Raw genomic sequence first — 18,777 nt, 5'->3', positions numbered from 1 at the left:
CAGCCCAGTGCCGTCCTCCACGAGTCGCGCTCCGCCGAGGGGCCGCGCAGGATTCCCCTTGTTGCCTGCCCGCCCTTCGGAAGGACCCTGGACGTGCCCCAGCAGGACCGCAGCTTCGCCGTGCCCCAGCCGGACCTGAGCGCCGTGGAGTGGCTGGCCGCCGCGGCCGCCGACCCGGCGGGGCTCGTCCGCCGGTGGGAGCGCGACCCGCTGGGTGTGGCGCTGCTTCAGGTGGGGCGGCTCTGGGACATGGTGCTCGTCGCGGGCGCTGCCGGACTGTCCGTGCTCGACCGGCTGGCCGCCCGCGGCGCGGCCACCGGCCCGGTCCTCGCCGACACCGCCGGCACCCGCGTCGGCTTCCTCACCCCCGCGGGCACGGCGGGCGCGCCCTTCGGCGACCGGGCGCGGGTGATCGGCTCCGGTGCCTGGCTGGAGGTTCCGCACCCCGAGGTCGCCGCAGGCGGCTCGCGCTGGCTGGTGCCGCCGGACGGCAGCGGCGCGCTCACGGCACCGGGGCTGCTCATGGAGGCGGTGAGAGGCGTGGTCCCCGTGCAGTCCTAGGGTTGTCCTCAGTCTCCCGGCGTCGACCGAAGGGCGGCCGTGCGGCGTCCGGTGCGAGCAGCACGCAGGACTCCGGCGCCAGGGTCAGTACCCCGTCCGGCCCCGGCGCATCGGCCGCCTCCCAGGCCGCGAGCACCTGCGCGGACCCGCCCTGCAGCGGGATCCGCGCGGGTCGTCGGCCGAGGTTGACTGCGATCCGAAGATCGCCGCGGCGCATCACCAGCCACTGCGCCGCCTCGTCGAACGCGACCCGGACCGCCGCGAGATCGGGATCCGCCAGATCGGGCTGGCTGCGGCGCAGCGCCACCAGTTCCCGGTACCAGGCAAGGACGCGGGCGTGGTGGCCGCCGTCAGGTTCGGACCAGTCGAGGCAGGAGCGGGTCCGGGTCGCCGGGTCCTGCGGGTCGGGGATCTCCTTCTCGACCCGGCCGAGGCGCGCGAACTCCGCCCGGCGGCCGTCGCGTACGGCTTCGGCGAGCCGAGGATCCGTATGGTCCGTGAAGTACTGCCAGGGTGTCGTGGCCGCCCACTCCTCGCCCATGAACAGCATCGGCGTGCCCGGTCCGGTCAGCGTCAGGGCGGCGGCGCAGGCGAGGAGGCCGGGGGAGAGGGTGGCGGAGAGCCGGTCGCCGAGCGCGCGGTTGCCGATCTGGTCGTGTGTCTGGCTGTAGCCGACGAGGCGGAAGGCCGGGGTGCGGGTGCGGTCCAGTGGCCTTCCGTGGCTGCGGCCGTGGAAGGCGGAGTACGTGCCGTCGTGGAAGAAGCCGCCGGTGAGGGTTTTGGCGAGTGCGCCGAGCGGCGCCTTTGCGAAATCGGCGTAGCAGCCCTGGGATTCACCGGTGAGGGCGGCGTGCAGCGCGTGGTGGAAGTCGTCGTTCCACTGCGCGTGCACGCCCAGACCGCCCTCCCGGCGCGGAGTGATCAGGCGCGGGTCGCAGCGCTCGGACTCGGCGACCAGGAACAGCGGACGGCCGAGTTCGTCGGCCAACGCGTCGACGGCCGTGGACAGTTCCTCCAGGAAGGGCAGCGCCCGGTCGTCGTGCAGGGCGTGCACCGCGTCAAGGCGCAGACCGTCGAGCCGGTAGTCGCGCAGCCAGGCGAGGGCGCTCTGCAGGAAGTACGCGCGGACGTCGTCCGAACCCGCTCCGTCCAGGTTGACCTCCGCGCCCCACGGGGTGGGGTGGTCCGCGGCGAAGTACGGGCCGAAGGAGGGCAGATGGTTGCCGGAGGGGCCGAGGTGGTTGTGCACCACGTCGAGGACCACACCGAGGCCCAGCTCATGGGCCGCGTCGACAAAGCGCTTCAGCGCCTCGGGACCGCCGTAGGGCTCGTGCACCGCCCACGGTGCGACCCCGTCGTAGCCCCAGCCGTGGGTCCCGGGGAACGGGCAGAGCGGCATCAGCTGGACATGCGTGATCCCGAGCTGCCGCAGATGCCCGAGCCGGGCGGCGGCCGCGTCGAGAGTGCCCTCGGGTGTGTACGTGCCGATGTGCAGCTCGTAGAGGACCGCGTCGCGCAGCCCGAGGCCGGGCCAGTCGCTGCGCCAGGTGTACGCCTCGGGGTCGACGACGGCGCTCGGGGCATCCGGGCCCTCGGGCTGGCGGCGGGAGCGCGGGTCGGGGAGCACGGGCCCGCCGTCCAGCGAGAACCCGTACCGGTCGCCGTCCCCGGCCTCCGCCTCGGCCGCCCACCAGCCCGTACGGGCCGGATCCGGACCCATGGCGTGCCAGTCGTCCCGCAGCCGCAGCCTCACCTCCTGTGCGCCAGGAGCCCACACCTCGAACAGCACGGACGATTCCCCCTCGTCGTCGAATGCGTCGCCGTTTCTGCGCCGTCGTACGCCGCGGTGACCATGGTGCTGCACAAAGGATCGGAACACCGGCGGTTTCACGGGTCCGGCGCATGCGGTGCCTGCTCGTCCCGGTCCCCGCAGGACCCCGGAGCGGCGGCTTTCTGGACAGTGGTGCGTCACTCGTCGACAATCGCGTACGTGACGTCCTCCTTCGAGTTCCCGACCTACCCCGACCGGGTGTCGGACGCCGAGCGCGACAAGGCGCTCGACGCGCTGCGCGAAGGCGCGGCCCAGGGGATGCTCTCGCACGACACCTTCGTACGCCGCGTGGAGCTCGCGCTCGCCGCACGCCGCTCGTACGAACTCGCCCGGCTCACCGCCGACCTGCCCCGGCGGCCGGGCGGCGGCCGGATGCTGGGCGCGCTGACGGGCGCGGTCGGCGCCCTATCGGCCTTCACCGTCAGGGTGCGCCGGGCGTGGGAGGCCGAACGGCTGCCGAAGCTGCTGCTTCCGCTGCCCGGGCCTTCCTCAAGCTCTCCGACAAGCTCCGAGCATGGGATACCCCACTCGCTGCGGATCGGACGCGACCCCGGGAGCAGCCTGCGGCTCAGCCACGAGACCGTCTCGCGCCGCCATGCCGAGCTCGTCCTCCAGGGCGGCATCTGGGTGCTGCGCGACCTCGGCTCGACCAACGGGACCTCCGTCAACGGGCGCCGTGTGGTGGGCGCGACAGTGGTGCGCGAGGGCGATCACATCGCGTTCGGCTCGATGCGGTTCCGGCTGGCCGCGCAGTAGGAGCGCCCCGAGCGCCCCCGGCGCAGAGCCGCGGCGTGCTCCGACAGGCTGCTCGAGTCCGGCCCGTTCGGGTGAGTTCCGGTGCGTTCGGGGACTTCTGTGCGGTTGGACAGCGGTGTACGGGCTTCACTCCGTACCGCCAACTGCATTCCACAGCGAGGACGGTGACGGTCCCCATGACCACTTGGGCGACGGCGGCGACGACGGCCACGACCGCGACGAGCACGCAGAGCACGCCGGGCATGACGAGCACGCCGGGCATGCCGGGCGCGCCGGGCACTATGCGGGCGGGGAAGACCCCGCGGGCGGTGAGTGCCTTCAAGGGCCTGCTCGCGGTGGCCGCCACGGCCACGCTCCTTGTCGGCGCCGCGGGCAGCGCCCCGGCCGCGGGCCACGGCCATGACACCGGGCGCGGCCATGACACCGGCCGTGACACGTCCGTCCCCGACCTGAGCGGCAACTGGATGGTCGTGGCGGTCGAGCAGGCCGAGGACGCCCCCGGCGAGGGGGAGACCCGGCTCGTGCGCTGTCCGGCCGGCGAGGGCACCACCCACCCGCACCCGGCCTCCGCCTGCGCCACGCTCAACGCGGCCGAGGGCCGGATCGCGAAGATCGCACCGCAGGAGATCCTCTGCCCGATGAACTACCAGCCGGTGAAGACGCTCGCGTACGGGATGTGGGACGGCATCCACGTCGCCTACGCGAGGACCTTCCCCAACGAGTGCGCGATGGAGGCCGCGACGGGCAAGGTCTTCAAGCTCGACGATTAGAGCGAGACGCCCCCTCAGGCAAGGGAGACCCCCTCAGGCAAGGGAGACCCCCTCAAGCCACCCGGGGCGGGCACCCGCAGCACCCGCCCTCCACACGCCCGCCCCATGCCAGGCACCCGCCCGTCAGGCCGCATCCGCGTCCATCCGCGCGTGACGCGCCGCACTCAGCACAGTGCGGGCCTGGTGCTCGACCTGATGCTCGAGCGGCACCCAGCGGGCGCGGAAGACCGTGGCGAACTCCTCGGACCAGAGGCGCACCAGGCGGTCGAGGCCGGGCGCCGCGGGATCGTCCGCCGCCTTGAGGATCCGCAGCAGCATCGCGGCGGCCCGCAACGGCAGCCGCCGCCCGAAGGCGTCGATGCTGGAGACATACGTCCTGGTCGCGTCGGCGGGCGGCGGCTGCAGCCAGTCGTCCGCGAGCCCGGGGACGAGGTCGAGGGCCCAGCGGCTGGCCCTGAGCAGCGGCGCCAAGGGGTGTGGCGGCTGAGGATCCCCGCCGTGCCCGCCGCCGCGTATCCACGTCCCGTACGGACCCGTGGACCCGGCAGCCGACCGGGCCAGCACCTCCTCGACCTGTCCGGCCTGCACCCGCAGCCGCCGTGAGACCTGGCGCAGGGCGGCGCCCGGATCGGGGTGCGGGCGGGAATCGTCGACGAGATCGCTCGCCCACATGGGCACTTCGACGATCGCGGTGAGCCCGCCGTAGCGGTGGGCGCGGTACCAGGTGGAGCGTGTCACGTCCTCCGGCAGGCTGGGGAACGGCGCATCGGAGCCCGGCCCGGGCATCACATGCACCCCTGGACCGGTCACCGGCCAACCCGCCGCATCGGAAGTGCCGGTCTCCACCGGGATGTGCAGCTCCGCCGCCGATTTCGCGAACGGTTCGGCGAGCCCCGGTACATGCCGCGTCAACTGCACCCACGTACCGCCCAGATCCGTGCCGTGCAGCGAGACCTGCAGATATGGCTGCAGCTCGTCGATCAGCCGTAGCAGCGTGGAGGCCTCGGGCGGCAACTGCTCCGGCGGCAGCACCGAAGGCGCCCACTCGGGCTGCTCGGGGCCCGCCGGCCGGAAGAAGTACCGGTGGTAGTCCAGGAGCGAGGCCGGGGTGAGGGAGCGGTGCAGGCTCGCCCCGTCCGGATCGGCACAGAGCAGGAAGTGCCAGGAGGTCCCGTCGCGCAGCCGCTGGTCGGCGGCGACCCGGCGCGCCAGATGCAGCGCGGTCGGCCCGCCGACCGGCTCGTTGGCGTGCGCGCCAGCCACCACAAGCACGGCACGCGAGGCATGTCCCACGGACAGCAGCTGCAGCGGCCGCCCGGCACGCGAGGTGCCGACCTGCCGCAGCCGGCACAGCCAGGGCAGCTCGGCCGCCAACACCCGTGCCGAAAGGACGAGTTCCTTCACACCCGGGTAATGCTGCTCCGTCAGGTGACTCACCCCCGTATGGTCCCCTCTGGCGTGCACGCAGTACCCCATGTGCCGCCCCCGGTGTCAAGGTGGCCGGAGCGGGTGGGGTTACCGCGGGTCCACTGCTGGTGCGTGCGACGGCGCGCAGCCATGCGAACCTACGGACCCGGGCCCGCGGCTTCGTGCCAACACCCCATGCGTTCGCCACCCCTGAGCTGGCTAGCGTCGAACGGTGACGACGCAGGGGAACAGGACCGGGACCAGGAGCAGGACCAGGACCTCACAGAACACGATTGGTGCCTATCGCCAGGTGATCGGGCTGACCGGGGCACTGCTCCCGGCCGTCTCCTTCCTGGGGCGACTCCCCACCGCGACCATCCAGATGGGCAGCGTGCTGCTCGTCGCCGAGACCAGCGGCTCGCTGGGCACCGGAGGCGCGGTCGGCTGCGCGCTCGCGCTCGGGCAGGTGGCCATGGGCCCGTACCTCGGGAGGCTCGCCGACCGGCGCGGGCAGCGGCGCGTCGTGCTGTGCTTCGCGCTGCTCAACGCCGTGCTCATCGCCGCCTTCACGCTCGCCGCGCTGCTCCGGCTGCCCACGTGGGCGCTCATCCTGCTCGGCGCGCTCGCCGGTGCGAGCCAGCCCGGGATCGGGCCGCTGGCCCGCGCCCGCGTCGTGGCGCTCGCCCGCGCGCGTCCGGGCGGCGACCGGCTCGTGGCCACGGCGTTCTCCCTGGAGGGCACCATGGACGAACTCTCCTTCGTGCTCGGCCCGGCGCTCGTCGGCATCGCGGCGGTGGCCGGGCATCCCGCGTACGCCTTCGTCCTCGCGACCCTCCTGGTCGCAGGCTGCGGGACGGCCTTCGCGCTGCATCCCTCCGCCCGCCAAGTGCCGGTCGCGGTACGGGATACGAGTGCCGTACGGGAGACGAGTGCCGTACGGGATGTCAGTGCCGTACGGGATACGGGAGCCGTACGGGAAGCGGGCACCGGCGGCGCGCGCAACCGGCAGCGGACGCCCGCCCTTTCGAAGCGACGGATGCCGCCCTCGGTGTACATCGTCCGCACCGGCCTGGTCCTCCTCGGCTTCCTCCTCGGTGCTTGCGGCGCAGGTATCACCGCGCTCACCCGGGAGCTGGGGCAGCCGGGCCAGGCCGGTCTGGTGTACGCGGCGATGGGCGTGATGAGCGCCGCCGTCGGCCTGGCGATGGCGGCGCTGCCCGCGCGCTTCGGGCTGCGGCTGCGCTGGCGGCTCGCGACCGCGGCCGCCGCCCTGCTCTCGCTGCCGCTGATCTGGACCGGCAGCCTGGCCGGCCTCTACCTCGTGGTCACGGTCTTCGGCGCGGTCTACGCACCGAACCTCATCACCGGCTTCGCCCTCACCGAACGCGCCGTGCCCGAGGAGCGGCTGGCCGAGGGCATGACGTTCGCCGTCAGTGCGTTCACCGGCGGCCAGGCCGTCATGCTGGCCGTCGCGGGGCGGCTCGCCGAGGCGCACGGCGCCCAGGTGGCCTTCGCGATCGGCAGCGCGGCCGCCGCGTGCGCCTTCCTCGCCTCACTTGCGGTACGCAGGCCTCGTACGCCTGTCGTACGGGAACCGGAACCCGCCCTCCAGCAGACCGCCTCGGCCCCGTGAGACAGCGGTTTCCGCCGTCCCTGCGGGCCGCGGCCGCTATGAAACCGCTCACGCCCGGGCGCCCCGGCCGCCGGAACGAACAGCCCGTACAACGGAGTTGGGAAAGCAGCCTGTCCATCCTGCTGCACCGTCGGCCGCTCGCGGAGTACCCTTCCTTGATCGTGAACGGGGTAAGGGCGTTGCTCGCCCCTGAGTCCGCGACGCCGACCCGGCGGCGGACCAGGGGGAGCGGAAGGCGGTGCACGGGTGAGCTCGGGAGGTCTTGAGCTGCCCCCAGGCGACTCGGGTCGCGAGGAGGGCGGCTCCACTGACACCCCGCCCTCAGCGGTGTCCCTGGCGCGCCCTGTGGACACACATTCCCAGATAGGCCCCGAACTGAACTGGGGCGCGGACGCCTGGCGCGAAGTGCGCACCCGCGCCCAGCGGGCCGGACGCGCCTACATCTGGCTGAACCTCGTGGAGCAGCGGCTGCGCGCCGTCGTGGCAGCCGTGCTCCGGCCCGTCTACGAACCCGTGCACGGCGAGGACTGGGTGGTGGCCGCCGCCGGGCCCGCCGGACAGGAATGGGTGCAGCGAGCCGTCGCCGTACGGGAGGTGAGCCGCCGCAAGGGCTATCTGCTCGACCCGGCCGACGACAACGTGCTGAGCTTCCTCACCCTGCCGCAGCTGCGCGAGCTGATGGTGCAGCACTGGCCGTGTTTCGAACCGTACTTCGACGACCGGCGCGACCTCGAACTGGCCCTGGACGAGCTGGAGGTCACCCGGAACGTGGTCTCCCGCAACCGGGCCCTGTCCTCGCCGGTCCTCGCACAGGCCGAACGGGCCTCGTCCCGGCTCCTGGAGATACTCGGCGGCGACGCGGAGGTCCCCTCGGCGCGCCGGCTGCCGGTGGACGCGGTGGAGGACATCGTCGGCGACCGGTACGCGGACGTGGTCGGCGTGCACCCGGACCGGGTGCGGCTCCTTCGCCAGTTCCCCGCGGAGGACCTCTTCGGCGGGGCGCGCCGGCTCGACGCGATCGGCATCGGCCTGAACCTCCTGGTCCAGAACTTCTCCGGCCGCCGCCTGCTGCGCCTCGCGGAGGCGGGCGGCCGCGTACGGCTGCTCTTCCTCAACCCGGCCAGCAGCGCAGTGAAGCGGCGCGAGCGGGAACTGGGACTCAAGCGAGGCGAGTTGAGCCGCTCCGTCGAGATGAACATCTTGCACATGCGACGGGTCCGCTCGCGCCTGCGCGACCCCGGTGCCTTCGAGATCCACGTCTTCGACGAGACCCCCCGCTTCACCGCCTATCTGGTGGACGGCGACGGCCAGGACGGCATCGCGGTCGTCCAGTCCTACCTCCGCCGCCTGCGCGGCATGGAGGCCCCGGTCCTGGTCCTCCGCAAGGGCAACAGAGTCGTCCGCCCCGACGAGGCGGACCTGGGCGAGCACGGGCTGTTCGAGACGTACCGCGAGGAGTTCGAGTCGGTGTGGGGGGATTCACGGCCGGTGTCGTGACCGGGGCCGGGCCCCCGCCCGTGGAAACCCCGTTGTCAGTGCCGCATGACAACCTGTGCAGCACATGGGGGAACCGCAACGAAGGAGGCGCCACGCATGGGCTGGCACCAGGAGCTGCTGATCGGCTTCGACCTCGAAACCACCGGCACGGACCCGCGTACCTCGCGCATCGTGACCGCCGCACTGATCGAGGTCAGGGGTGGGAAGCCGGCAGGCCGCAAGGAGTGGCTCGCCGACCCGGGCGTGCCGATCCCCGCGGAGGCGGTCGCGGTGCACGGCATCAGCAGCGAGCGCGCGGCGAGCGAGGGCCGCCCCGCCGACCGCGTCGCCGACGAGGTGGCCCGCGCCCTCGCGGGCTACTGGGACGCGGGCGTCCCGGTCGTGGCGTACAACGCGAGCTTCGATCTGACCCTGCTCTCCGCCGAGTTGCAGCGCCACGGCCTGCCCTCGCTGAGCGAGCGCCTCGGCGGCCGCGAGCCCGCCCCTGTGATCGACCCGTACATCATCGACCGCACCGCGGATCGCTACCGCAAAGGCAAGCGCAATCTGACGGCGGTCTGCGCGGAGTACGGCGTGGTCCTCGGCGATGCCCACAATGCGACGGCCGACGCGCTCGCCGCCGCCCGCCTGGCCGTGGCGATAGCCGACCGCTATCCCAAGCTCGGCGCGCTCGGTCCGGCGAGCCTGCACCGGCAGCAGATCGCCTGGTACGCGGACTGGGCGGCCGACTTCCAGGAGTTCCTGCGGGCCAAGGGGGACACGACGGCCGTGGTCGAGGCGACCTGGCCGATGCGGGCCCTCACCGACCGGGTGGGCTGACACGCCGGCCCGCGCTCGCGCCGACGGCCCACCCGCGTCGCACGTCAGACGTCGCACGTCACAGCTCGCACGTCAGAACGGATACCACCGCACCGACGCGTCCCCGTCCCGCAGCGAGCCCACCCGCCGCCGGAACTCCGCGAGCGCCTTCGGATTGGCGGACGCGTGCTGCGCCACCCAGGCGCAGCTCGCCGTCTCCCGGGCGCCCCGCAGCACCGCGCACCCCTCCCACTCCCGCACATCCCAGCCGTACGCCCGGACGAAGGAGTCATAGGCGGCGGGATCGAGCCCGTACCGGTCGCGGGACAGCGCCATCACCACGAGATCGTGCTCACGGAAGTCCGCGGAGAACGTCTCCAGGTCCACGAGCACCGGCCCTTCGGCCGTCACGAGGACGTTCCGCGGCAGCGCGTCCCCGTGGATCGGCCCCTTCGGCAGATGCGGTACGAGGCTCCGTACGGCCTGTGCGAACGAGTCCACGCGCGCCCGCAGGAACTCCGCATCCGCCGGGTCGATCGCGTCCCCGGCCAGCCGGAGCCACCGCTTCACTCCGCCGAGCAGCTCGCGGCGCTCAAGGGTGAAGGAGTCCGCGGGCGGGGAGTCGAGCTCGTGCACCTTGCGGATCAGCGCGGCCAGATCCGCGGCCTGTGGGGGCCGCACCGGATCGCCGAGCCGGTGCCACACCGTGACCGGATGCCCGTCGAGAACGCGCGGCGCCGGCTCGGCGGCCCGCACCGCCGGCACCCCCGCCCCGGCGAGCCACCCGGCGATCCGCACCTCGCGCCCGGCCCGCTCGACCAGCTCCGGCGCGCGGCGGCCGACCTTCACGACGAGCTCACCGAGCGCGAACACCGCGTTCTCGCCGAGCGCGAGCAGCCGCGCGTCCCCGGCGAATCCCGCGCCGTCGAGCACCTCGCGCGCCCTTGCCTCGTCCATCCGCCGCCTCCGTGCCGATCCGCTCATGCCCGCACCGTTCCGCACCGTTCCGTGCCGTTCCGCACCGTTCCGTGCCGCTCCGGGCTCTTCCCTCTTGTGACCAGGCAAGTCTTGCATCCGCGCGGGCCGCACCCGCCCCACGAGAGAAAAGCCTTGTGCGAGACGATACGTCTCGTCTAATCTTCTGCGTATGACAGCTCACAAGCCCGCACACATCGCCATGTTCTCCATCGCCGCCCCCGGGCATGTGAACCCCAGCCTGGAAGTCATCCGCGAGCTCGTCGCCCGCGGACACCGCGTCACCTACGCGATCCCCGAGTCCTTCGCCGAGAAGGTCGCCGAGGCCGGTGCCGAACCGAAGGTCTGGAAGTCGACGCTGCCGACCGGTGACGACCCGGACGCCTGGGGCACCGAACTCATCGACAACATCGAGCCGTTCCTGAGCGACGCAATTCAGGCGCTGCCCCAGCTCGCCGAGCTCTACGAGGGAGATGAACCGGACCTCGTCCTCTACGACATCACCGCCTACCCGGCCCGCGTCCTCGCGCACCGCTGGGGCGTGCCGATCGTGCAGCTCTCGCCGAACCTCGTCGCCTGGAAGGGATACGAGGAGGAGATCGGCAAGCCGACCATGGACCCCCTCAAGGAGACCGAGCGCGGGCGGAAGTTCTTCGAGACGTTCGCCGGCTGGATCGCCGAGAACGGCATGGACCTCTCGGTGGAGGACTTCATGGGCCGCCCCGACCGCTGCATCGTCGTGATCCCCAAGGCGCTTCAGCCGAATGCCGACCGGGTCGACGAGTCCGTCTACACCTTCGTCGGCGCCTGCCAGGGCGAGCGCGCCGAACAGGGCCGGTGGCAGCGGCCCGAGAACGCCGAACACGTACTCCTCGTCTCGCTCGGCTCGACCTTCACCAAGCAGCCCGGCTTCTACCGCGAGTGCGTCAAGGCCTTCGGCGAGCTGCCCGGCTGGCATGTCGTGCTGCAGATCGGCAAGCATGTGGACCCGGCCGAACTCGGCGAGATCCCGGGCAACATCGAGCTGCACAGCTGGGTGCCGCAGCTCGCGATCCTGCGCCAGGCCGATGCCTTCATCACCCACGCCGGCGCGGGCGGCAGCCAGGAAGGCCTGGCCACCGCGACCCCGATGATCGCGGTGCCGCAGGCCGTCGACCAGTTCGGCAACGCCGCCATGCTGCAGGAACTCGGCGTGGCCAGGCAGATCGCCACCGAGGAGGCCACCGCCGAGGTGCTCCGCGAGGCTGTGCTCGCCCTGTCCTCGGACCCGGACGTTGCCCGCAGGCTCACCGAGCTGCAGGCACAGACCGCGGCCGAGGGCGGCACCCGGCGGGCGGCCGATCTGGTCGAGGCCGAACTGCGCGAGAGCTGACCCGACCGAGACGAGACCGAGCTGACCCGACCGGGACACGGCGGAGCTTGCACGACCGAGGGCGGCCCGCGGCCAAGACCCGCGGCCCGCGGGCATTTCCGGCGGGCCGCCCTCGACTGTCGGTCCCGGCGCCTATCGTTCTCGACCATGACGAAGAATTACGCGACCCTGCTGCGCGGCATCAACGTCGGCGGCCACGCCAAGGTGCCCATGGCCGAACTGCGCACCCTCCTCACGGGACTCGGCTACGGCGAGGTCACCACGTACCTGCAGAGCGGCAACGTCTCCTTCACCGCCGAGAAGGGCGACGAGGAGAGCCTCGCCGCGGAGATCGCCAAGGCCATCGAACAGCACTTCGGCTTCCCGGTGGACTGCCTGGTCCGCGAGCACGCCTACCTCAAGGCCGTAGCCGAGGCCTGCCCCTACCCGGCCGTGGACCTGGAACCCAAGCAGCTCCACATCACGTATCTCTCCACCCAGCCGGACCCCGAGCGCTATGCCGAGATCGACCCGCCGGCCTTCCAGCCCGAGGAGTTCAGTCTCGGCGACCGCTGCCTCTACCTGTATGCGCCCAAGGGGCTCGGCCGCTCCAAGCTCGCGGAAATGCTGTCGCGCCCGAGGATGACCAAGGGCATGATCGCCACCACACGCAACTGGAACACCGTCACCAAGCTTGTGGAGCTGACCCGATGACCGAGCAGTCCACCGCCGTCACCGCCGTCACCGCCGTCACCGCCGCCATCGAGGCCGAGCTGCGCCTCCTCGACCCGGAGGTGCGCAGGGACGCGGAGGCCGTGGGGGAGCTGCTGCACGAGGAGTTCTTCGAGTTCGGCTCCTCCGGGACCGTCTGGGACCGGCCTTCGATCATCGCGGCCCTCGCCGCATCGGGCCTCGACAACGGGGCACCGATCGTGGCCTCCCGCATGCGCGGCGTCCAGCTCGCCGACGACCTGGTCCAGCTCACCTTCGACTCGGAGAACAACGGACGCCACGCCCACCGCAGCTCCCTGTGGCGCCACACCCCCGAGGGCTGGCGCCTGTGGTTCCACCAGGCAACCCCGTTCACGCCGGAGAACTGAGCCTGTCCGGCCGCACCGAGACGCCGTACCGGCAGGCCGCCGCCGAGCAGGAAGGCGCATCGCCGGAAGGGGCCGCGGGGGGCGTATCGGTCATGTCCGGGTGGTGTTCGAGGCCACGCGGTGGGTGAGCAGACGGGTTGTGCTGCCGTCCTGTTCGCGGACGTCCTTGGCGTGGAGGTATCCGATTCTTTCGAGGACCTTCAGGGAGCGTGCGTTCTCCGCGTTCACCGTGGCGTGGACCTCCGTGAGGCCCAGTTGTTCGTGTCCGTAGGTCGTGAGGCCGGTGGCGAGTTCGGTGCCGAAGCCCTGGCCCCAGCTGCTCACCGTCAGGCCGTAGACGATCTCGTGGCCGTGGAGCCAGGATTCGGGCGAGGGCTTGATCTCGGCGTGGCCGATGTAGCGGCCCTCGTGGCGCACCGCCCAGACGGGGAAGCGGTCCTCGGCGTAGATCAGCGAGAATATTCGGCCGAACAGCGCGTGGTCCTGGGCCGCGGGCGGGCGCTCGGGGCCTTCCCAGAACCACCGTCCGGACTCCGTGTTCTGGAAGAGGGCCACGAAATCGCCCTCGTCGGACCGGACATACGGGGACAGGGTGAGGCGTTCGGTGCGCAGTTCGGGAGTCACAGGGCCGACGCTAGGCACCGTTTCGCCTCGCGGCAACCAGCTTTCGGGCACAGAGGAGCGGATTGTTCAGGCTGCCAGTCCGCCCACGAGGGGGAGCGCCGTACGGCAGGCGGCCTCGTAGCGCGCGGCGAGCAGCCGCGCCACCTCCGGCGCCGGTCCCAGCACATCCGCCAGGACGTCCGCACCGGCCTCCCGCGCCCCGCGGGCGATCCGGTCCGGCAGAAAACCGGGCGCGAGGACGTACGGCGCGACGGCGATCCGCCGGACGCCCTCGGCGCGCAGTTCCCGTACGGCATCCTCCGTACGGGGCAGGGATGCGGAGGCGAACGCGGGCCGCACGGCACACCAACCGGTGCGCCGCCACTCCCGCGCGATTTCTGCGATCACCGCGATCGCCTCCGGGTCGGAGGAGCCCGCCGAGGCCAGTACGAGGCCGGTCGAGCTCTTGTCGCCGGGCGTGAGCCCGGCCTCGTACAGCCGCCGTTCGAGCGCGTCGACGAGCAGTGGCGAGGGGCCGAGCACCTCGGCCTGCCGGATCCGCAGCTGCGGCAGCCGGGCCCCCGCCTCGTCGAGTACGGCGGGGATGTCGGCCTTCGCGTGGAAGGCGCGGGTGAGCAGCAGCGGAAGCGCCACCACATCCCGGGCGCCCTCGGCGGCGAGGCGTTCGAGCACCCGCGGTACGGAGGGTGCGTTGAAGTCGAGGAAACCGGTCTCCACCCGCAGCCCGGGGCGCTCGGCGCGGAGCCGGCCGACGAGCGCATGCACGCTCGCGGCATGGCGCGGGTCGCGGCTGCCGTGGGCGACCACGAGGAGCGCGGGCCGGGGCAGGCCGGTCGGTCCCGGCAGCACTGGTCTCACCTTCATCACGCCTCCCTCAGTCCCGTCCAGCGGCCAGGCCCCGGCTGCGCAGCACCCGCTGCTGCAGCGGGGCGAACAGCACGGACTCGACGAGCACACCGACCGCGAGGATCAGCAGCACCGAGGCGAGCACCAGGCTCATCGAAGCGGACTCCTTGCCCTCGGCGAGCATCCGGCCGATACCTGGCAGCGGGGTCGCCGTGATCAGTTCGGCGGTCATCAGGGCCCGCCAGCCGAAGGTCCAGCCCTGCCGGAGCGCGGTGATCAGACTGGGCAGCGCGGCGGGCACCAGGACGTGCAGCGCCCCGCGCAGCCCGGAGGCGCCCATCGAACGCCCGGCGCGCAGCAGCAGCGGCGGCACCTGGTCCACCCCGGCCGCCATCGACACCGCGATCGACGGGACCGCTCCGAGCAGCACCACCGCGTACACGGCCTGCTCGGAATTGCCGAGGGCGATCACGGCGACGGGCACGAGACCGGCGGCGGGCAGTGACTGCAGCGCGGACAGGATGGGGCCGAAGACGCTGCGCAGCGCGGTGACCCGGGTCAGGAGCAGCCCGAGCGGAATGCCGATCACGGCCGCGATGCCGAAGCCGAGCAGGCAGCGCAGGAGACTGTGCCCGAGCGCGGGCAGCAGCGTCCCCTCGGCCTGCGCGTCGGCGAGCTCGCCCCAGACCGCGGCGGGCGAGGGCAGGGATGCCGACCACTGGAAGGTGTGGGCGAGCTGCCACAGGCCGAGCACCAGGGCGATGGCGGCCAGGGGAGGCACGGCCTTCGCGAGCAGCCTGCGCGAGGTGTCCTTGGCCGCGGCGGGGGTCTCCAGAGCATCGAGCCCGGAGGCCATCTCCTCCTCGGAGCAGACCACCGCCTGACGAGTGCCGGACGCGTCAGTGGCGGGCATGTCGAACGATCTCCTCGTGCAGATGGCCGGTGATCTCCCGGGCGAAGGAGGTGACGTCGGCGTCCTCGATCCGGCGGGGGTAGGGCAGGTCGACGTCCCAGTCCCGGGCGACGCGGCCCGGCCGGGAGGACAGGAGCACCACACGCTGCCCGAGCCGCACCGCTTCGCGCACGTTGTGCGTGACGAACAGGACGGTCAGCTTCCGCTCGCTCCAGACCCGGGTGAGCTCCTCGTGCAGCAGGTCACGGGTGATGGCGTCGAGCGCCGCGAAGGGCTCGTCCATCAGGAGAACCTCACTGCCCTGGGCCAGCGCCCTGGCCAGCGCCACCCGCTGCCGCATCCCGCCGGACAGCTGGTGCACCCGCTTCCCGTACGCGTCCGGGAGCCGCACCAGACGCAGCAGCTCCTGCGCCTGCTCGCGCCGCTCCGCCTTGGCCACCCCGGCCAGCCGCAGGGCCAGCTCGATATTGCGTCCGGCGCTCAGCCACGGGAACAGCGCATGGTCCTGGAACATCAGGGCGGGCCGCCCCGCGGGCACGCTGACCCGGCCCGCGGAGGGCCGGTCCAGGCCCGCCACCAGGTTGAGCAGCGTGGACTTGCCGCAGCCCGAAGCGCCGAGCAGGCAGAGGAATTCGCCGGGTGCCACACCGAGCCGGATGTCGTCGAGGACGACCTGGGGGGCGTGGGCGGGCCCGAAGCTCTTCGAGACGCCGTCGAGGTGGACGGCGAAGTCCGGGCCGGTGGCGGCGGTCCGGGCGGGCGCGGGCAGGGCGGTGAGGTCGGCGGTCACGGGAGGCGGTCCTCTCGTCGGGCCGGCACCGCCCTGACGGGCGGTTACGGCTGTGCGGCGGGGCGGGGACTGCGGTGCTGCGTCAGCGGTTTCAGAAGTCCCAGCCCTCGTCGTCCACTTCGGCTGTCGCGGGTTCATCGCCCTGGGCGAAGGCCTCACCGGACATGCCGGCGGCGAGCGTGGTGCCGTCCGCCGGGTCGATGAGCAGGAAGGATCCGGTACGGCGCGAGTCGGCGTAGGAGTCGAGCGCGAGCGGTTCGGCGGTACGGATCCTCACCCGGCCGATGTCGTTGGCGACCAGCTGCCCGGGCTCGGGGTGCTGGGAGAGGTCGTCGAGGGTGAGCCGGGAGGGGATCTCCTTGACGATCGCCTTGACCGTACGGGTGGTGTGCTTCAGGAGTACCCGCTGCCCGACCGAGAGCGGCTGGTCGGCCACATGGCAGACCGTCGCCTCGATGTCCTGGCCGGCGGCCGGGGCGTCGTGGGCGGGCACGATGAGATCGCCGCGCGAGATGTCGATGTCGTCTTCCAGGAGCAGCGTGACGGACTGCGGCGTCCACGCCACGTCCACGCTCCTGCCGAGCAGATCGATCCCGGAGATCTTCGAACTCCGTCCGGAGGGCAGCACCTTGACCTCCTCGCCGACCCGGAAGGTACCGGCGGCGATCTGCCCCGCGTAGCCCCGGTAGTCGGGGTGCTCGGCGGTCTGCGGCCGGATCACCACCTGCACCGGGAAGCGGGCGTGGCAGGTCGCGAGGTCATGGCTGACCGGGACGGTCTCCAGGTGCTCCAGGAACGTGGGGCCCGCGTACCAGTCCATGTGCGCGGAGGGCTCCACGACGTTGTCGCCGGCGAGCGCGGAGATCGGGATCGCGGTGATCTCGGGGACGCCGAGTTCACCGGCGTACGTCGTGAACTCCTCGGCGATCTTCGCGAAGACCGCCTCCTCGTAGCCGACGAGGTCCATCTTGTTGACCGCGAGGACGACGTGCGGGACACGGAGCAGCGCGGCGATCGCGGCGTGCCGGCGGGTCTGCTCGACGACGCCGTTGCGCGCGTCGACCAGGATCACCGTCAGCTCGGCGGTGGAGGCGCCGGTGACCATGTTGCGGGTGTACTGCACATGGCCGGGCGTGTCCGCGAGGATGAACCGGCGCCGGGGCGTGGCGAAGTAGCGGTAGGCGACATCGATGGTGATGCCCTGCTCGCGCTCCGCCCGCAGCCCGTCGGTGAGCAGCGCCAGGTCGGGTGCCTCCTGGCCGCGGCTCGCGGAGGCCCGCTCCACGGCTTCCAGCTGGTCGGTGAGCACCGACTTGGAGTCGTGCAGGAGCCGTCCCACGAGGGTGGACTTGCCGTCGTCCACGGAGCCTGCGGTGGCGAACCGCAGCAGCGTCGTGGCGGACAGGCCGTCGATATCGGTCAGCTGACCGGTGGTGCTCGTCATGGCTAGAAGTACCCCTCGCGCTTACGGTCCTCCATCGCGGCCTCGGACAGCTTGTCGTCGGCGCGGGTGGCCCCTCGTTCGGTGAGCCGCGATGCGGCGATCTCGGCGATGACCTGCTCCAGCGTGGCGGCGTCGGAGTCGACGGCGCCGGTGCAGGACATGTCGCCGACGGTGCGGTAGCGCACGAGACGCCTCTGGACCGGCTCGGTCTCCTTCGGGCCGCCCCATTCGCCCGCGGTCAGCCACATCCCCGAGCGGGAGAACACCTCGCGCTCGTGCGCGAAGTAGATCTCGGGCAGTTCGATGTGCTCGCGTGCGATGTACTGCCATACGTCGAGCTCGGTCCAGTTGGACAGCGGGAAGACGCGGACGTGCTCGCCCGGCGCGTGCCGGCCGTTGTACAGGTTCCACAGCTCGGGGCGCTGGCGGCGCGGGTCCCACTGCGAGAACTCGTCGCGCAGCGAGAACACCCGCTCCTTGGCGCGCGCCTTCTCCTCGTCGCGGCGCCCGCCGCCGAAGACCGCGTCGAACTTCTCCGCGGCGATCTTCTCGGTCAGCGGCAGCGTCTGCAGCGGGTTGCGGGTGCCGTCGGGGCGCTCCTTGAGGACCCCGCGGTCGATGTAGTCCTGCACGGAGGCGACATGCAGCCGAAGCCCGTGCTCGGCAACCACCCGGTCGCGGTACGCCAGCACCTCGGGGAAGTTGTGGCCCGTGTCGACGTGCAGGAGCGAGAACGGGACCGGCGCCGGGGCGAAGGCCTTCAGCGCCAGATGCAGCATCAGGATCGAGTCCTTGCCGCCGGAGAACAGGATCACCGGCCGCTCGAACTCGCCCGCCACCTCACGGAAGATGTGCACCGCCTCGGACTCGAGGGCGTCCAAGTGGCTGAGCGCGTACGGGGAGTCGGTCTCCCCCGCGACGGATGCAACGGTCGTGGTCACGCCAGACCCCTCTCACTGAGCAGCGCATGAAGCGCCGCGGCCGATTCCTGCACGGTCTGGTCCTGCGACTCGATCCGCAGATCGGGTGCCTCGGGCGCCTCGTACGGGTCGTCCACGCCGGTGAGCCCGGAGATCTCGCCCGCCGCCTGCTTGGCGTACAGGCCCTTCACATCGCGTACGGAGCAGACGTCCACCGGGGTGGCCACATGGACCTCCAGATAGGGCGTGCCCTCGCTCTGGTGCCGCTTGCGCACCGCCTCGCGGCTGTCCGCGTACGGGGCGATGACCGGGACGAGCACTTTCACACCGTTCGAGGCGAGCAGCTCCGACACGAAGCCGATGCGCTGCACGTTGATGTGCCGGTCCTCGCGCGAGAAGCCGAGACCCGCGGAGAGGAACTCGCGGATCTCGTCCCCGTCGAGCACCTCGACGCGCTCGCCCTCGGCGCGCAGCCGGTCCGCGAGTTCGTTCGCGATGGTGGTCTTGCCCGCGCTCGGCAGCCCGGTGAGCCAGATGGTGGCTCCGGTCACGTTGCTCTCC

19 protein-coding genes are annotated in these 18,777 nt (G+C 72.2%); 9 read left to right on the top strand and 10 right to left on the bottom strand.

Going from position 1 to position 18,777, the window contains the following annotated elements; genetic code table 11:
- The first annotated feature begins 93 nt into the window (after positions 1-93).
- Complete coding sequence (locus tag ACLF6P_RS07335; RefSeq protein WP_415949017.1) at positions 94-561, top strand: hypothetical protein; 468 nt, start codon at positions 94-96, stop codon at positions 559-561.
- Here ACLF6P_RS07335 and treZ read toward each other — a convergent pair.
- Positions 521-2,350 carry a malto-oligosyltrehalose trehalohydrolase gene (treZ, locus tag ACLF6P_RS07330; protein ID WP_415949016.1) on the bottom strand — a complete coding sequence of 610 codons (1,830 nt, stop codon included), beginning with the start codon at positions 2,348-2,350 and terminating at the stop codon, positions 521-523. The genes ACLF6P_RS07335 and treZ overlap by 41 nt on opposite strands.
- A gap of 201 nt (positions 2,351-2,551) precedes the next feature.
- Between treZ and ACLF6P_RS07325 the strand changes: the two genes are divergently transcribed.
- Positions 2,552-3,148, top strand: a complete 597-nt coding sequence (locus ACLF6P_RS07325) for an FHA domain-containing protein (protein ID WP_415949015.1) — start codon at positions 2,552-2,554, stop codon at positions 3,146-3,148.
- Positions 3,149-3,324: 176 nt separating this feature from the next.
- Complete coding sequence (locus ACLF6P_RS07320) at positions 3,325-3,918, top strand: SSI family serine proteinase inhibitor (protein ID WP_415949014.1); 594 nt, start codon at positions 3,325-3,327, stop codon at positions 3,916-3,918.
- Between the two features lie 123 nt (positions 3,919-4,041).
- Here ACLF6P_RS07320 and ACLF6P_RS07315 read toward each other — a convergent pair whose 3' ends face one another.
- Positions 4,042-5,355 carry a M14 family zinc carboxypeptidase gene (locus tag ACLF6P_RS07315; RefSeq protein WP_415949013.1) on the bottom strand — a complete coding sequence of 438 codons (1,314 nt, stop codon included), beginning with the start codon at positions 5,353-5,355 and terminating at the stop codon, positions 4,042-4,044.
- Between the two features lie 202 nt (positions 5,356-5,557).
- Between ACLF6P_RS07315 and ACLF6P_RS07310 the strand changes: the two genes are divergently transcribed.
- The 3 genes from ACLF6P_RS07310 (at position 5,558) to ACLF6P_RS07300 (ending at position 9,274) form a co-directional block, all read left to right on the top strand.
- On the top strand, positions 5,558-6,958 hold the full coding sequence (locus ACLF6P_RS07310) for an MFS transporter (RefSeq protein ID WP_415949012.1): 1,401 nt from the start codon (positions 5,558-5,560) through the stop codon (positions 6,956-6,958).
- Between the two features lie 246 nt (positions 6,959-7,204).
- Positions 7,205-8,455, top strand: a complete 1,251-nt coding sequence (locus tag ACLF6P_RS07305) for an SAV2148 family HEPN domain-containing protein (RefSeq protein ID WP_415949011.1) — start codon at positions 7,205-7,207, stop codon at positions 8,453-8,455.
- Between the two features lie 96 nt (positions 8,456-8,551).
- On the top strand, positions 8,552-9,274 hold the full coding sequence (locus ACLF6P_RS07300; RefSeq protein ID WP_415949010.1) for a 3'-5' exonuclease: 723 nt from the start codon (positions 8,552-8,554) through the stop codon (positions 9,272-9,274).
- A gap of 72 nt (positions 9,275-9,346) precedes the next feature.
- Here ACLF6P_RS07300 and ACLF6P_RS07295 read toward each other — a convergent pair whose 3' ends face one another.
- Positions 9,347-10,210, bottom strand: a complete 864-nt coding sequence (locus ACLF6P_RS07295; protein WP_415949009.1) for a phosphotransferase enzyme family protein — start codon at positions 10,208-10,210, stop codon at positions 9,347-9,349.
- A 190-nt stretch (positions 10,211-10,400) separates the two neighbouring features.
- Here ACLF6P_RS07295 and mgt point away from each other — a divergent pair, with 190 nt between their 5' ends.
- The 3 genes from mgt (at position 10,401) to ACLF6P_RS07280 (ending at position 12,679) form a co-directional block, all read left to right on the top strand.
- Positions 10,401-11,600 carry a macrolide-inactivating glycosyltransferase gene (gene mgt, locus ACLF6P_RS07290; protein ID WP_415949008.1) on the top strand — a complete coding sequence of 400 codons (1,200 nt, stop codon included), beginning with the start codon at positions 10,401-10,403 and terminating at the stop codon, positions 11,598-11,600.
- Positions 11,601-11,747: 147 nt separating this feature from the next.
- The gene (locus ACLF6P_RS07285) at positions 11,748-12,293 is read left to right on the top strand and encodes a DUF1697 domain-containing protein (protein ID WP_415949007.1); all 546 of its coding nucleotides are present in this window, start codon (positions 11,748-11,750) and stop codon (positions 12,291-12,293) included.
- Positions 12,290-12,679 (top strand): nuclear transport factor 2 family protein, encoded by a 390-nt coding sequence (locus tag ACLF6P_RS07280; RefSeq protein ID WP_415949006.1) that lies wholly within the window; start codon positions 12,290-12,292, stop codon positions 12,677-12,679. Before ACLF6P_RS07285 ends, ACLF6P_RS07280 begins: the two co-directional genes overlap by 4 nt.
- A 90-nt stretch (positions 12,680-12,769) precedes the next feature.
- Here ACLF6P_RS07280 and ACLF6P_RS07275 read toward each other — a convergent pair whose 3' ends face one another.
- From ACLF6P_RS07275 to cysC, 7 genes are all read right to left on the bottom strand, one after another.
- The gene (locus ACLF6P_RS07275) at positions 12,770-13,303 is read right to left on the bottom strand and encodes a GNAT family N-acetyltransferase (protein WP_415949005.1); all 534 of its coding nucleotides are present in this window, start codon (positions 13,301-13,303) and stop codon (positions 12,770-12,772) included.
- 66 nt (positions 13,304-13,369) lie between these two features.
- A complete protein-coding gene (locus ACLF6P_RS07270; RefSeq protein ID WP_415949004.1) occupies positions 13,370-14,167 on the bottom strand; it encodes a sirohydrochlorin chelatase in 798 nt (265 codons plus the stop codon).
- A 10-nt stretch (positions 14,168-14,177) separates the two neighbouring features.
- Positions 14,178-15,062 carry an ABC transporter permease gene (locus ACLF6P_RS07265; RefSeq protein ID WP_415949003.1) on the bottom strand — a complete coding sequence of 295 codons (885 nt, stop codon included), beginning with the start codon at positions 15,060-15,062 and terminating at the stop codon, positions 14,178-14,180.
- Positions 15,049-15,831 (bottom strand): ABC transporter ATP-binding protein, encoded by a 783-nt coding sequence (locus ACLF6P_RS07260; protein ID WP_415949151.1) that lies wholly within the window; start codon positions 15,829-15,831, stop codon positions 15,049-15,051. The genes ACLF6P_RS07265 and ACLF6P_RS07260 overlap by 14 nt, the downstream gene beginning before the upstream one ends.
- 112 nt (positions 15,832-15,943) lie before the next feature.
- Positions 15,944-17,296, bottom strand: coding sequence for a sulfate adenylyltransferase subunit 1 (locus tag ACLF6P_RS07255; RefSeq protein ID WP_415949002.1), 1,353 nt, complete (start codon positions 17,294-17,296; stop codon positions 15,944-15,946).
- A 2-nt stretch (positions 17,297-17,298) separates the two neighbouring features.
- Positions 17,299-18,237: a sulfate adenylyltransferase subunit CysD gene (cysD, locus tag ACLF6P_RS07250; RefSeq protein WP_415949001.1), complete on the bottom strand. Its 939-nt coding sequence runs from the start codon at positions 18,235-18,237 to the stop codon at positions 17,299-17,301.
- Entirely contained in the window at positions 18,234-18,767 is a 534-nt protein-coding gene (gene cysC, locus ACLF6P_RS07245; RefSeq protein ID WP_415949000.1) for an adenylyl-sulfate kinase, read from the bottom strand. The genes cysD and cysC overlap by 4 nt, the downstream gene beginning before the upstream one ends.
- Positions 18,768-18,777 lie beyond the last annotated feature (10 nt).

The sequence above is a fragment of the Streptomyces lothianensis genome (assembly GCF_047779955.1).
Classification (GTDB): Bacteria; Actinomycetota; Actinomycetes; order Streptomycetales; family Streptomycetaceae; genus Streptomyces.
The sequence above is the reverse complement of the archived record's forward strand: the minus strand, read 5'-3'. Positions and strand labels throughout refer to the sequence as shown.